Consider the following 13,863-nt stretch of genomic DNA (forward strand, 5'->3'; position numbering starts at 1 on the left):
CATGCTGCTGGTCGAATTCTATAAATCGTTTTATCTCACGCGCCGGGCCTACCTGGTGGGCGGGATCGTGATCCTGCTGATGGCCGGGTCGTGGTTTCTGCCCGCACTTTCCCTGGTTGCCCGCCTGACGGGTTATGTCCTCCTGGGCTGTATCGTCCTGGATACCTTCCTCCTGTATGGCAGCAGCGGCCGTTTGGAGGCTTCCCGGGACGCCCCGGCGCGCTTTAGCAACGGCGACGTCAATACGGTTACCCTGAAAATCCACAACCGGTTTCCCTTTGCGCTCCAGACCGTGGTGATCGACGAACTGCCCATCCGATTCCAGGACCGCAACTGGAAACGGAGCCTCCTCCTTCGCCCGGGCATCACGGAAGAACTCGCCTACGAATTGCAGCCAAAGGAGCGGGGGATTTATAAGTTCGGCCAGCTCCACCTCTTTATCGCGTCCCCGCTGGGGATCGTGCGCCGCCGATGCACCTTTGCCCTGGAGCAGGACGTGGAGGTCTATCCCTCTTTCATCCAGTTACGGCGTTTCCAGTTCGAAACCCAGGGCACCAGCCAGGACGCCGGCCGTCAGCGGCTGAGACGCACCGGTCTCAGCCTCGAATTCGAACAGATCAAGGACTATGTCCCCGGGGACGACTACCGCACCATCAACTGGAAGGCCAGCGCCCGCAAGGGACAACTCATGGTCAACAACTACGTGGAAGAGCGAAGCCAGCCCATTTATTGCGTGATCGACAAGGGCCGGCTCATGAAGATGCCCTTCCAGGGCATGACCCTCCTCGACTACGCCGTTAATTCCTCCCTCGCCCTGATCAATGTTGCCCTCCACAGACAGGATAAGGCCGGGCTGGTGACCTTCTCGAAAAAAGTCGACCAGTTCCTCGTGGCCGACCGCAAGACCGGCCAGATGGAAACCGTTCTCGAAGCCCTCTATAACGTCGAGACGGAGTTCAAGGAAAGCGATTTTGAAACTTTGTACGCCCAGCTCCGCAACCGGCTCAAACAACGCAGCCTCCTCATCCTGTTCACCAACTTCGAGTCCATCCACAGCCTCCGGCGCCAGTTACCCTACCTACGGTCCATCGGCCGGTATCACCTCCTCGTCACCGTCTTTTTTGACAATACGGAATTACACGCCCTCCAGCAGGCCGAGGCCCATACGCTGGAGGACGTGTACATCAAGACGATAGCCGACCGGTACCTGTACGAGAAAAAACTCATGGCCAAGGAGCTGGCGCAATACGGCATTCTTTCCGTGTTCACCTCTCCCGAGAACCTCACGGTAAAGACCATCAACAAGTACCTGGAGATAAAGGCCCGGCAGGCACTCTAGGGTGCAATGCCAAACCGGCTCGTGAGCGACTGGTAGTCCATCGGCAGCCCGGTGATCACGGTATTCCCCGGCGCGATCATATACCGGAACGCAAACTGGTTCAGGTTGTAGCCGCTGTTGCAGGACAGGGTGATTATGCCCGTATTCAGCAGGTCGTTGATGTAAAACCCGCTCCCGTTGACGTTGTCATACGGCAGCTGGTAGACGTACCCGTTCTGGCGGACAAAAACCAACACGATGGAACTGTCCAGCACCCCCGGGGTGAGGGCGGGTACGCTCCAGGTCGCGTACGTACCCGAGAAGGTCGAATCCCAGGCGGAATACTGGATGTTGGCGTTGCCCGTGGCGCCCTTCGGGCCGGTGGCGCCGGTTTTGGTACAGGCGGGGAGTACCATTGCGAGTAGCAATAAACTAAGCAGGGCCCTGTTGAAAATGTGTTGTTTCACGGTTTTTTTAAAGCAAACCTACGGGGGCGTTCGCTGGAAGTCAATACCACAATGCGGTATAGCGGTAATTTACCGTATTAACTATTATAGCTTGTGCGTATAACTACGCATGTCCCCCCTAAAAAGCAAAAGGGCCCGGTTCCCCGGACCCCCACCATAAGATATGGGATGCATTGCAAGGTTTTGCTGGATATGGATAGGTACTTACAATCAACGAGAGGATTTGGGATACTTCAGACTCCGGTTGAAACGGATGATCTGGTAAGCCACGTAAACAGAGGGGGCAACAAAACTAATGATAGCTGCTGCGATTTCGAGTGTAATCGAATTGTTCATAAGCGACGGTATTGATTAAAAAAATAATTGCTGACAAGGTTGCCAGGTACGGAGGGTTCACTAAATGGTAGGAAATGTGGACTTTATAAAAGCGGTTTCGTCGAGGACGGTTGGAGATAAGCTGGTGTAAATATATGGTAAGAATTGGATATGTCGAAATTCCTTGTCCTATTTTTGCATCTTCGATGAAGGAACTCACTCAATTACAACAGCTATTCACGGAGGGCAAAGTCCTCCTCCTGGACAAACCCCTGGAATGGACCTCTTTCGATGTGGTCGCAAAGATCCGCAATGTGATCAAAATAAAGAAAGTAGGTCACGCGGGGACCCTGGATCCGCTGGCGACCGGTTTATTGATCGTGTGTACCGGCAAGTACACGAAGCGGATCAACGAATATATGGGGCAGGAAAAAGAATACCTGGCGACCTTTACCCTGGGCGCCCGGACGCCGACCTACGACCTGGAAAGCGAACCGGAAGCCGTTGCGTCGCCGCAAAACGTGACGGAAGAAGACTGCCGGCGGGTGGCCTTGTCCTTTACCGGCGATATTATGCAGGTGCCCCCGGCGCATTCCGCCATCAAACAAGGGGGTAAACCGGTGTACCTGAAAGCCCGCAAGGGGCACGACGTGCAGCTGGAACCCCGGCCGGTAACGATAAAGGCTTTTGACATCCTTGCCCTGCGGTTACCGGAGGTGGATGTCCGGGTCGTTTGCACCACGGGAACGTATATCCGGAGCCTGGCGCACGACTTTGGGGCTGCACTGGGATGTGGGGCCTACCTGAGCAAGCTCCGGCGGACCCGGATCGGGGATTTCCGGGTGGAGGAAGCACAAACCGTGGATGCTTTTGTCGCGGAAGTGCGCGCGGCTCAGAACGAATAGTTGATCCCGAAGCTGAAGTTGTAATTGTTGTACCGCCAGACCTTGTTGTTGGAGCTCCGCCCGAATACATGGGCCAGGTTGATCCCCGGCCACTGCCAGCCGTCGTTTTGGGGCTCATCCGGTTTTTTGAAGCGGAAACCGAAATCGAACCGCAGGACGAAATAGTTAAAGTCCAGCCGGAAGCCCAGACCCGCATCCACGGCCAGCTCCTGGTAGAGGTGGGATATGTCCAGGGTGGCGCTGTCGTTGGTGGGCGCGGGTTGTTTCTTAAAGTCCCAGACGTTACCGATGTCGGTAAAAATGGCGCCCTTCAAATACAGGGAGTTGGGGATGATCTGCGCGATGTTATAGCGATATTCGATGTTGCCCTCGAACTGGATGTCCCCGAAACGGTCGTTAAAGACGGTGGTGGAATAGGGCGCGAGGTGCGTGGCCCCCGGTCCGAGGCTCCGGAAGCCCCAGCCGCGCATGCTGTTGGGCCCCCCCGCGACAAACTGTTTGAAAAAGGGGAGGGTGGAGTCTCCGCCCAAGGGGATGCCTACCCCGGAAAACAACCGGAAGTCCCAGGAATTGTTGTTGGGGTATTTGATCTGGTGGATGTATTCCAGGCTTGGTTTGATGTATTGGAACAGGCGCCCAAACTGTTGGTTGTCGCTGGAGCGTTTGATGATGCCCGCGAGCAGGCCCGACGTCTCCAGGTTCGCCCTCAGGCTGCTGGTCCGGTTGGGATGACGGCGGTTGGCAAAGTTGTAGATCATGCCGCCGTTCTGGGCCATGATCAAGGCGTCTGTATAGGCAAAACGCAGGTAGGGGTTCTGGTTGAGGATGGAGTCAAAGGGGTGGGTGACGTTGTAGAGATAGGAATACTCGATGTCGATCGGGTTGTAGGACCAGGTGACGGCGGGTTTGTTTTTCCATTGATACCCGTATTTAAAGTTGAAGTTGTTGACATTGAAGTAGCCGATGCGTTCCACAAAGGTGAAGTTGCCGCTGATGACGGTTTGTTCCGCCAGGAGCCGTTTGCGGTTGATGCTCCGGAACGGCGTGATAAAACGCGGAATGGTGATGGTGTTGGTATAACCCATGTCCACCGCCGCCAGCGCAAAACGCGCTTCGGGGCTTACCTCGACACCCCCGTTTACGGCGTTGGTCATGCTGATGGCCTCTTTGCCCACGTTGCGGTTGGTGATGCTGACATCCGCGTCCGCCCCGAAAAGGTTGGTGGCGGGAATCGACGCCAGGGCCGCCTGGTTGTTGCTGTTGTTCGAGTAGTTGATTTCCAGGTCGCTGTTAAAATTTTGCTTTTTGGCAGGGGTCAGCAGGTAATAAAAATCCAGGAGGCCCACGGTGTCCCGCCGGTGGGCGTATGCCTTGTAAGAGATGTCTATATGGGAAATGCCGCCGGAGAGAAGGGATTCGTTGTCCTCCTTGAGGGCGGTGTCGGCCCTTCGGGGTTGCGTCGTGTCCGAGCCCGCCCGCGCAGCGCCCGTCCGCGTGGTATCCGCGCCCGGCAGTCCCTGCGCCGCGCCCGCGGTGTCTCCACGCCGGGTCGTATCCATAGACGCCAGGGCCTTGTCGACGCGCTCGTTAAGGGCCGCCCTCCGGGTGCTGTCGGTGCTCCGCGCGGCGCGCAGGCTGTCCTCCAGAAAGGTCCGCGCCGCCTGCGAACTATCGGTGGCGGTGATCCTCCGGGTGCTGTCGGACGTTTTGGCGGCCGCGCTGGTGTCCTTGACCTCCCTGGCCTGTATGATGGGCACCTGCCACACCCCCAGAAAATTGACGGTGTTGAGGGTCTTGTCATAGTTGTCCTGGCGGTAAAGGTCGCCCGGTTTCAAAAAATTGGTGCGCAACAGGAAGCTGGGCTTGAACTTGAGGGTATGGTAACGGAGGTTGATGCTGTCGAGGTAAAGACCCGTCAGGGGCGTTGTCTTGTTGTCGCGCGTGGTTTCGAAGTCAGGATAGATAAAGACCTGGCGGATATAATATTTTTTGATCAGGTTGCTGTCCAGCGGGGACGCCAGCGAAAGGTAAAGGTCGGTCGTGGGGTTCTTTTGCTGGCGTTGCTGGCCTGCAAACAGATGGATCCGTTCCAGGGGGTCGATGGAAGGGTTGATGAGCAGCGGGTTGACGGTGTCTAGCTGGACCTGGAAGGCGTCCTGGCTGATACCGTAATAACCGTAGTTCTTGTAGATCCCTATGAGGCGGTTGATCTCACCGGTTACATTGTCGACGTTGAAAGGCTGTCCGTGGACCAAAAGGGAACTTGCCCTGGAAGAGTCGGCGAGGTGTTGGAGCGTGGAATCCCTGAGGTCGATAACGATGGAATCCAGGAGCGTCTGCGGGCCGGCCTGGACGGAGAAGTCCGTGGTAACGCGGTATTGTCGTTTATGGCCGTACCCCACGGTATCGGTCCTGAAGGTATAACTGAGCTCGGGGCTAAAAAATCCCTGGTTGACCATGTAGAACCGCATCGTTTTGAGCGAGGCGTTCGGATAACTGGTGTCGTATACCGCCGGGCTTTCCACGGTATGGCGGAGGAATAAAATGTCCTTGACGGTAGGCGTAAGGCTGTCGTCCAGCTGTTGGGCAAGGTCCCGGACAATGGCTTTTTTTTCCGTCTTACTTACGTCGGCAGTCAGTTCTATGTTATTTTTGAAGACGAACGGCTTATCCTTCTGGTAATGACTTGCCCTATAACAACCGTATTGGACATAACAAACGACCAGACAAAAAAGCCATATAAAACGAGGAGAACTTACCTTCATAAGTCTTAACAGGACAAAATCTATGCTCACTAAGGCACAAATTAAATATATTCAAAGTTTACACCAGAAAAAATTCAGGGCGGAGACGGGAGCCTATATAGCGGAAGGGCCCAAGATTGCGACCGAGGTGTTGACGGAGATTCCGCGCCAGGTTCAATACGTGGCGGCCTCACCCGCATGGTTAACCGCACACGCCTGCCTGTTGAAAGACATACCCGGTGAGCGGGTGGCCGAAGTCAGTCCCCCGGAGCTCGAAAGGTTGTCCGCCCTGGTGACCCCCAATGAAGTGCTCGTGGTGTTGTCCCGCCAGGATACGGCGCCCTGGGTCTTGCCGGAAGGCGCCTGGTGTCTGGCGCTGGACGACGTCCGGGACCCGGGGAACCTGGGTACGATCATTCGCATCGCGGATTGGTTTGGGGTGGGTTTTGTCGTTTGTTCCGAGGCCTGTGCCGAGTGGTACAACCCCAAGGTGATCCAGGCGACGATGGGTAGCTTCCTGAGGGTGCGCGCCCTGTACACGGATTTGACCGCCTGGCTGAAAAAGGCTGCCCGGCCGGTCTATGCGGCGACGCTGGAGGGCGAGCCGGTGACGCGTCTGGGAGAGCTCCCTCCCGGCGTGGTCCTTGTCGGAAACGAATCCAGGGGCATCGACCCGGGGTTGCGGGCGCTGGCCACCCGCGAGGTCACGATACCGCGCGCGGGTTCCGCGGAGTCTCTCAACGCCGCCATCGCGACGGGGATTATCCTGTCGCACCTTGTGCAAGATTAGCCCAGGACTAGTTAAACCGGATGGCCTTTACGGGCGAAATACGCTGCACCAACTGCACCGGAATCAACAACACCAGGAAACAAACGAGCAGCGTCACCGCGTCGATCAGGAGCACCTGCCAGCCCACGACGTGGACGGGCGCCACCGACATATAGTAGGCGTCCTCGTCGAGCTTGATCAGACCGGTGCGTTGCTGTATCCAGCATAAACCCAGACCCAGCGTGGTCCCCAGCAAGATGCCCCAGCCGGTGATCAGCGCGGCGTGGGTCAGGAAGATGGTTTGGATCGTTTGGTCGGAGCTCCCGATCGCCTTCAGGACACCCACCATCCGCGTGCGCTCCAGGACCAGGATGATCAGACAGGTAATCAGGTTCAGGACGGCGACGACGATCATGATCACCAGGGTCAGGATTTTGGTGATGTTCTGGAGGTTCAGCCAGTCAAAGATGTTGGGGTAGACATCCTGTATGGTCTGGCAGTTCCATTCGGGAGGCAGGAGTTCCCGGATCGAGTCATTAACGGCCCGCATCTGGCGGGCATCCCGGACGCACACTTCATACCCCCCGATCTTTGTCGAGTCCCAGTCGTTGAGCCGGCGGACCAGGCTCAGGTCCCCCAGGGCGAAGTTGTGATCGTATTCTTCTATCCCCGTTTTATATATACCCGCCACCTTGAGTTTTCTGGCACGGGGCGGTGCGTTGGGTTGGATAAAATAGATCAATACCTCGTCCCCGACCTTCAGTTTGAGCTGATTTGCCGTATATTCGGAGAGGTCGATCTCGTGGCTGTACCCGCTGTCGGGGAAGGAGACCCAGTGGCCTTGTTTCAGGAAAGCGGAAAGGCGTTCGAAATGGAAGTCTTTTTCCACGCCCTTGAACAATATGCCCTCGATCCCTTCGTTGGTCTTTAACATGGCCGATTTGGTCGCAAAAGCATCGACGTAGGCGACCCCCGGATTGGAATGAAGGGCTTGCACGACGGTATCGTTTTTGGCGATGGGCGTTTCCTCGGCGATGATGGTCTGCTCGGGTTCGTAATGTTCCACCCGGATATGGCCCCAAAAGCTGAATACCTTTTGGCTGATGGCCCTCTGGAACCCGTTGGTAAAGGCCAGGGCGACGATCATCACGGCCACGCTCAGGGTCGTGGCGACGACGGCCAGGCGGATGATAAAACGGGAAAAGGTCCGTTCCGGGTTAAAGGCAATGCGCTGGGCGATAAACCGGGCGATGTTCAAAGCACGTACTTTTGTTGATCTGTAAAAATAAAGCATTTGAAAGCAAAACTGTTGCTCGTCTTAGCCCTTGCCCCCTTTGTGCGGACACTTGCCCAGGATGACGATGGGGGCACGCACGTATTCAAACCGAATATCCGGACCGTTCAGCTTTACGCCAAAGGCAGCCAGACGACACCCCCCGTCCTTACGCTGGGGGGCGGAGACGTGCTCGACCTTTCGTTTGACGACCTTGATGGAGACGTGAAGAATTATTCCTACGCGTTTGAGCTCAGAAACGAAGACTGGAGCCCAACCAGCCTGAACGCGATGGAGTACACCCGGGGGTTCACGGGTATACAGATCACCTCATATAAGATGTCCAGCCTGGCCACGACCCGGTATACCCATTACCACATCACGCTGCCCGACGCCAACTACACCCCGACCAAGGGCGGGAACTACCTGCTGAAGGTGTACCAGGACGGGGACCCCTCCAACCTGGCCTTTCAGGTACGGTTCCTGGTGGTCAACAACACCATGCCTGTGACCGCTGAGGTACAGCCGCCTTTTTCCAGCGATACCCATGCCAACTCCCAAAAGGTCCAGTTTTCCGTGGGGCTTGGCAACCAGCAACTGACCAATCCCACCCAGGAGATCAAGGTGGTGATCGTCCAGAACTGGTGCTGGGCAATGGCCAAGTACGACATACGGCCCACTTTTATTCGTAACAATTCGCTCGAATACAACCCGGAAGTAGACGCCGTTTTCCCCGGCGGCAGGGAATGGCGCTGGCTCGACAACCGCACCTTCCGTTTCCGGGGAGACCGCGTTGCCAGGGTCGAGGAGGGCGCCACCACGAACCATGTGTATATCCTGCCCGATCCCAGCCGGGTCGATCTTCCCTTTATTGTATATACCGACCAGAACGGCGCCTATACGATCGTCTCCGGTGATTCCAACAACGTGAATTACCAGGGCGACTATGGCTGGGTGCATTTCACCTACGCTCCCCCCGGGGGCATGCCTTATGAGGGTAAGGACCTCTACCTCTACGGTGCCCTCACCAACTATGACCTCGGCGACAGCGCCCGTTTGCGCTGGGACCCCGACCGTCATGTCTATACCACCGCCCAGTTCCTCAAGCAGGGCTACTACGATTATATGTATGTCACCAAAAACAAAGACGGGAACATCAGCCTTGACGAGACCGAAGGGAATTTTTTCGAAACCGAAAACAACTACCTCATCCTCGTCTACTACCGTCCCCTTGGCGGGCGCTTTGACGAGCTGGTTGGATTGGGGCGCGTGAACTCGCTGGCGCAGAAGAATGCGCAGCAGACGCAATAAAAAAGCGCTTTTTCTGTGATTTCCCCTATCTTTGCACCGGCAAGTCTTATACGACCAGCTCCTGCTGAACTCCCCCAGGGCCGGAAGGCAGCAAGGGTAGGTGGTTGAGCGGTGCGATATAAGTAACTTGCCATTTTTTATTTTTGCATACACCATAACACCACACATATCATGAAATTCTTTATCGACACAGCCAACCTCGACCAGATCAAAGAAGCACACGAACTGGGCATCCTCGACGGCGTGACGACCAATCCGTCGCTCATGGCGAAGGAAGGGGTAAAAGGCCAGGAAGCTGTTTACAAGCACTACGCCACGATTTGCGATATCGTCAAGACGGGCGATGTCAGCGCCGAAGTGGTTTCGACCACCTTTAACGAGATCATCGAAGAAGGGAAGAAGCTGGCCGCCATCCACCCCAACATTATCGTAAAAGTTCCCATGATCAAGGAAGGCGTAAAAGCCATCCGTTGGTTTACGGACAACAATATTGCCACCAACTGTACGCTGGTTTTCTCTGCAGGGCAGGCCATCCTGGCCGCCAAAGCGGGTGCCAAATACGTGTCGCCCTTTATCGGCCGTATCGACGACAGTAACTGGGACGGGATCGAGCTGATCAGCCAGATCGCCCACATCTACCAACTCCAGGGCTTTAAGACCGAGATCCTGGCGGCTTCCATCCGGAGCTCCCTGCACATCGTGAAGTGTGCTGAAGCCGGTGCGGACGTGATCACGTCGCCCCTTGAACCGATCCTGGGTCTGCTGAAGCACCCCCTGACGGACATCGGTCTGGCAAAATTCCTGGAAGATGCCAAGAAATTTGTATAAGTCCCTTATATTTGCGTCCATGAACATTCAGGTACACATCCATCATCATCATCATTTTTGCCCCGGGCAGGTGAGCCGGTGATGTTTGTGTATACACGATAAACAACATTCCGAGGTTCGCCAAAAAAGGCGGACCTCTTTTTTTTATGACAAAACTCAGAATCGGTATTCAAAAATCCGGGCGTTTGCACGAAGATTCGATGAAACTGCTCAAGGAATGCGGCATCGACGTTTCCAACGGGGTTAACAAACTCAAGACGGAAGCGAGCAATTTCCCGCTGGAGGTCTTCTTTTTGAGGGATGACGACATTCCCCAGTATGTGGAAGACGCGGTCGCGGACATTGGGATCGTGGGGGAGAATGTGGTGTATGAGAAAAACAAACGCATTACCGTCGTCGAAAAACTGGGCTTTGGAAAATGCCGGTTGTCGGTGGCGGTGCGTAAAGGGGACGACTATGACGGCCCCGCGTTCCTGGAGGGCAAACGCATTGCCACGACCTACCCCGTGCTGGTGGATCGTTTTCTAAAGGAACACGGCGTATCGGCGGACATCCATGAGATCAGCGGATCGGTGGAGATCGCGCCGGGGATCGGGCTGGCGGAGGCAATCTGCGACCTGGTGTCGAGCGGGAGTACGCTGTTTATGAACGGGCTGAAGGAGGTGCATCCGATCCTGCAATCGCAGGCAGTCCTGGTGCGCAACAACGGGCTGGACCAGGACCGCATGGACATCCTGCACAAGCTGCTGTTCCGTATACAGGCGGTTAAGAAGGCAAGGAACAACAAGTATATCCTGTTGAACGCGCCCAACGAACAACTGGAAGAAATCATCCGGTTGCTGCCGGGGATGAAAAGCCCGACGGTCCTTCCGCTGGCGGAGGCGGGCTGGAGCTCGGTACACAGCGTCCTGAGCGAAAACGAATTTTGGGACATCATCGAGAAGCTCAAGGCGGCCGGCGCCCAGGGCATCCTGGTGGTGCCGATCGAAAAAATGATCGTCTGATGCAGATCGTATACCATCCTTCCCGGGTTGAATGGGAACAGGTGATCCGCCGCCCCTTGGCGGACGCGGACACGTTGCAGGCGAAGATCCGGGGCGTCCTGGACGACGTAAAAACAAAAGGGGACAGCGCGGTGCGGGAGTACACGGAGCGTTTTGACGGGGCGAACATCAGCCGCCTGAGGCTTACGCCGGAAGAGATCGAAGCCGGCGCCGCAACAGTGCCGCAGGCGCTGAAGGACGCCATCGACCGGGCGCGCGCCAACATCGAAGCCTTTCATAGTATACAGCGCGAGGAACCTCAGGTCGTGGAAACGATGCCGGGGGTAAAGTGCTGGCGCAAAAGCGTGGGCATTGAAAAAGTCGGTCTGTACATCCCCGGGGGAACGGCCCCGCTTTTCAGCACCTTGCTGATGCTGGGGATCCCCGCCCGCCTGGCGGGTTGTAAGGAGGTCGTGCTTTGTACCCCGCCCGATCATCATGGAAACCTCCACCCGGCGATCCTGTATGCGGCGAAGGCGGTGGGTCTTACGTCCATCTTCCGGATCGGCGGCGTACAGGCGATTGCGGCCATGGCCTATGGGACGGAAAGCGTCCCCAGGGTGTACAAGATATTCGGACCGGGGAACCAATACGTCACCGGCGCCAAACAAATGGTGCAACAGGAAGGCCTGGCCATCGACATGCCCGCGGGACCCAGCGAGGTGTGCGTGCTGGCGGACGCCACGGCCCACCCGGCCTTTGTGGCCTCCGACCTGCTCAGCCAGGCGGAACACGGGCCGGACAGCCAGGTCCTGATGGTCACGACGGATGAAACACTCGCCGGCAAGGTCATGACGGAGGTCCAGCGCCAGCTGCAGGAGCTGCCCCGGAAGGACGTCGCGGAAAGGGCCCTTGCGCACAGCCGGATCGTGGTGGTTACCAGTATGCAGGAAGCCATGGAGCTGGTCAATGAATATGCGGCGGAACACCTGATCATCGCCTGCGCCAACCCGGGGCTCCTGGCGGAAGGCGTGGTGAACGCGGGCTCCGTTTTCCTGGGGGCCTATTCACCCGAAAGCGCGGGGGACTACGCCAGCGGCACCAACCACACGCTCCCGACCAACGGCTATGCCCGGGCGTACAGCGGGGTAAGCCTGGATAGCTTTGTGCGCAAGATCACCTACCAGGAGCTGTCCCCGGATGGTCTCCGCCGGCTGGGCCCCACCGTGGTGGACATGGCCGAGGCAGAAGGGTTGCGGGCACACGCACGCGCGGTACAAATCAGATTAAACACATTGTCATGACGATCGATATAGAACAATTGCTGAGGGAAAACATCAAAAAACTGGTGCCCTACTCCTCCGCCCGTGATGAGTTCAAGGGCGAGGCCAGCATTTTTTTGGACGCCAACGAAAACGCCTTCGGCTCGCCCTTGCCGTCGGCGTATAACCGCTACCCCGACCCGTTGCAGTGGAAGCTGAAAGAACGGATCGCGGAGATCAAGGGCGTGCCCGCGGAGCACATCTTTATCGGAAACGGGAGCGACGAAGTGATCGACATCGTCTACCGGGCCTTTTGCAACCCGGGTGTGGACAACGTGATCATTTGCCCGCCCACCTACGGGATGTACGAGGTGAGCGCCAACATCAACGACATTGCCCTGCGCCGGGTGCCCCTGACACCGGACTTCCAACTTAACCTGGAGGCGCTGGAAGAGGCGGTGGACGGGCATACAAAACTTATTTTCCTTTGCTCCCCCAACAACCCCACGGGGAATGCGCTCCGCCGGGGCGACATCGAGGTGTTGCTGAACAATTTCAAGGGGATTGTCGTGATCGACGAGGCGTATATCAACTATTCCCGGCACAAAAGTTTTATCCAGGAGCTCACCGAGTACCCGAACCTCGTGGTCATGCAAACCCTGTCGAAGGCCTGGGGCCTGGCGGCCCTGCGGGTCGGCATGGCCTTCAGCTCCACCGTGATCGTGGACGTCATGAACAAGATCAAGCCTCCTTATAACGTCAACCAGGCCAGCCAGGAGCTTGCGCTACAGGCACTAGGGAATGTCGACCAGGTCAACGCCTGGATCCGGGAAACCGTCCGGGAGCGGGAAACACTGGCCGCGGCCCTGACGGCCCTGCCCCTTGTGCTTCATGTGTATCCGAGCGACGCCAACTTTATCCTGGTCAAGACCACCGACCCCCGGGGGATCTATCAATACCTGGTGGACAAAGGGATCATTGTCCGTGACCGGAGCCGGATCGAGCTTTGCGAGGGCTGTCTGCGGATCACCATCGGGACGCCGGAGGAGAACCGGGAGTTGTTGGAGGCGCTGGGGGTGTATGCCGCGGTCGCTCATTAAGGGGTTAGCCGCGGATGGAGCGAATCCAAGCGGTAATTTTGAGCAATAACAATGAATCAATGAAACTATTAGCCACCATCATCGCCATGCTCAGCCTGGGTCTAATCGCCGCGTCGCCGGCGGAAAAAGCCGTCGCACCCGCGCCGGGCGCATCCACGCCCGCGGAAACGGCCGCGTCGCCCGCGCAAACCACCCCGCTGGCCGCGCAACTCGCGCGCGGCAAAAAAATCTACCAGGTGCAGTGCCTGACCTGTCACCAGGTCGACGGCACGGGCGTCATGAACATGAACCCGCCCCTGGTGAAAACAACCTATGTACTGGGCGACAAAAGCGCCCTGGTCAAGATCGTCCTGGAAGGGATGAAGACACCGTTGACCATAGACGACTACGAATACCACAACGTCATGCCCCCGCATACCACGATGAACGACCAGGAGATTGCCGACGTGCTGACCTTTGTGCGGCACAGCTTTGGGAACAAGGCGGCGGCCGTCACCGCGGCGGACGTCAAGGCGGTGCGGGTGCAAGACGGCGTTAAATGAGTTGCGGCGGCAGCCTAAGCGGATAATTTAGGCTGCCGCCGCAACA

Annotated in this window: 12 protein-coding genes and 1 other RNA gene; 10 read left to right on the top strand and 3 right to left on the bottom strand. The window is 57.1% G+C overall.

Features of this window, described 5'->3' with window-relative positions; translation table 11 throughout:
- Position 1 precedes the first annotated feature (1 nt).
- Positions 2-1,339 (top strand): DUF58 domain-containing protein, encoded by a 1,338-nt coding sequence (locus EDB95_RS09665; protein ID WP_133993045.1) that lies wholly within the window; start codon positions 2-4, stop codon positions 1,337-1,339.
- On the opposite strand, the gene EDB95_RS09670 is transcribed toward EDB95_RS09665, so the two are convergent.
- The gene (locus EDB95_RS09670; RefSeq protein WP_133993047.1) at positions 1,336-1,785 is read right to left on the bottom strand and encodes a hypothetical protein; all 450 of its coding nucleotides are present in this window, start codon (positions 1,783-1,785) and stop codon (positions 1,336-1,338) included. The two genes, EDB95_RS09665 and EDB95_RS09670, sit on opposite strands and share 4 nt — an antisense overlap.
- A gap of 521 nt (positions 1,786-2,306) precedes the next feature.
- On the opposite strand from EDB95_RS09670, the gene truB reads away from it, so the two are divergent.
- Positions 2,307-3,005 carry a tRNA pseudouridine(55) synthase TruB gene (truB, locus tag EDB95_RS09675; protein WP_133993049.1) on the top strand — a complete coding sequence of 233 codons (699 nt, stop codon included), beginning with the start codon at positions 2,307-2,309 and terminating at the stop codon, positions 3,003-3,005.
- Here the strand turns inward: truB and EDB95_RS09680 are convergent.
- Entirely contained in the window at positions 2,993-5,770 is a 2,778-nt protein-coding gene (locus EDB95_RS09680; RefSeq protein ID WP_133993051.1) for a BamA/TamA family outer membrane protein, read from the bottom strand. The genes truB and EDB95_RS09680 overlap by 13 nt on opposite strands.
- A gap of 22 nt (positions 5,771-5,792) precedes the next feature.
- Between EDB95_RS09680 and EDB95_RS09685 the strand changes: the two genes are divergently transcribed.
- The gene (locus tag EDB95_RS09685) at positions 5,793-6,539 is read left to right on the top strand and encodes an RNA methyltransferase (RefSeq protein WP_133993054.1); all 747 of its coding nucleotides are present in this window, start codon (positions 5,793-5,795) and stop codon (positions 6,537-6,539) included.
- 7 nt (positions 6,540-6,546) lie between these two features.
- On the opposite strand, the gene EDB95_RS09690 is transcribed toward EDB95_RS09685, so the two are convergent.
- Complete coding sequence (locus EDB95_RS09690; protein WP_133993056.1) at positions 6,547-7,776, bottom strand: ABC transporter permease; 1,230 nt, start codon at positions 7,774-7,776, stop codon at positions 6,547-6,549.
- A gap of 36 nt (positions 7,777-7,812) precedes the next feature.
- On the opposite strand from EDB95_RS09690, the gene EDB95_RS09695 reads away from it, so the two are divergent.
- From EDB95_RS09695 to EDB95_RS09725, 7 genes are all read left to right on the top strand, one after another.
- Positions 7,813-9,102: a type IX secretion system plug protein gene (locus EDB95_RS09695; protein ID WP_162852536.1), complete on the top strand. Its 1,290-nt coding sequence runs from the start codon at positions 7,813-7,815 to the stop codon at positions 9,100-9,102.
- A gap of 37 nt (positions 9,103-9,139) precedes the next feature.
- Positions 9,140-9,238: signal recognition particle sRNA small type (gene ffs / locus EDB95_RS09700), an RNA gene on the top strand.
- Between the two features lie 35 nt (positions 9,239-9,273).
- Entirely contained in the window at positions 9,274-9,930 is a 657-nt protein-coding gene (gene fsa, locus EDB95_RS09705) for a fructose-6-phosphate aldolase (RefSeq protein WP_133993061.1), read from the top strand.
- Between the two features lie 146 nt (positions 9,931-10,076).
- Positions 10,077-10,934: an ATP phosphoribosyltransferase gene (gene hisG / locus EDB95_RS09710; protein ID WP_133993063.1), complete on the top strand. Its 858-nt coding sequence runs from the start codon at positions 10,077-10,079 to the stop codon at positions 10,932-10,934.
- The gene (hisD, locus tag EDB95_RS09715) at positions 10,934-12,217 is read left to right on the top strand and encodes a histidinol dehydrogenase (protein ID WP_133993065.1); all 1,284 of its coding nucleotides are present in this window, start codon (positions 10,934-10,936) and stop codon (positions 12,215-12,217) included. Before hisG ends, hisD begins: the two co-directional genes overlap by 1 nt.
- Positions 12,214-13,275: a histidinol-phosphate transaminase gene (hisC, locus tag EDB95_RS09720; RefSeq protein ID WP_133993067.1), complete on the top strand. Its 1,062-nt coding sequence runs from the start codon at positions 12,214-12,216 to the stop codon at positions 13,273-13,275. The genes hisD and hisC overlap by 4 nt, the downstream gene beginning before the upstream one ends.
- A 59-nt stretch (positions 13,276-13,334) precedes the next feature.
- A complete protein-coding gene (locus EDB95_RS09725) occupies positions 13,335-13,817 on the top strand; it encodes a c-type cytochrome (protein WP_133993069.1) in 483 nt (160 codons plus the stop codon).
- Positions 13,818-13,863 lie beyond the last annotated feature (46 nt).

It is taken from the genome of Dinghuibacter silviterrae, from assembly GCF_004366355.1.
GTDB classification, from domain to species: domain Bacteria; phylum Bacteroidota; class Bacteroidia; order Chitinophagales; family Chitinophagaceae; genus Dinghuibacter; species Dinghuibacter silviterrae.

Coding starts and splice junctions, on each gene's coding strand:
- EDB95_RS09665 (WP_133993045.1), top strand. CDS start 2: ATGCTGCTGGTCGAATTCTATAAATCGTTTTATCTCACGCGCCGGGCC.
- truB (WP_133993049.1), top strand. CDS start 2,307: ATGAAGGAACTCACTCAATTACAACAGCTATTCACGGAGGGCAAAGTC.
- EDB95_RS09680 (WP_133993051.1), bottom strand. CDS start 5,770: ATGAAGGTAAGTTCTCCTCGTTTTATATGGCTTTTTTGTCTGGTCGTT.
- EDB95_RS09685 (WP_133993054.1), top strand. CDS start 5,793: ATGCTCACTAAGGCACAAATTAAATATATTCAAAGTTTACACCAGAAA.
- fsa (WP_133993061.1), top strand. CDS start 9,274: ATGAAATTCTTTATCGACACAGCCAACCTCGACCAGATCAAAGAAGCA.
- hisG (WP_133993063.1), top strand. CDS start 10,077: ATGACAAAACTCAGAATCGGTATTCAAAAATCCGGGCGTTTGCACGAA.
- hisD (WP_133993065.1), top strand. CDS start 10,934: ATGCAGATCGTATACCATCCTTCCCGGGTTGAATGGGAACAGGTGATC.
- hisC (WP_133993067.1), top strand. CDS start 12,214: ATGACGATCGATATAGAACAATTGCTGAGGGAAAACATCAAAAAACTG.
- EDB95_RS09725 (WP_133993069.1), top strand. CDS start 13,335: ATGAAACTATTAGCCACCATCATCGCCATGCTCAGCCTGGGTCTAATC.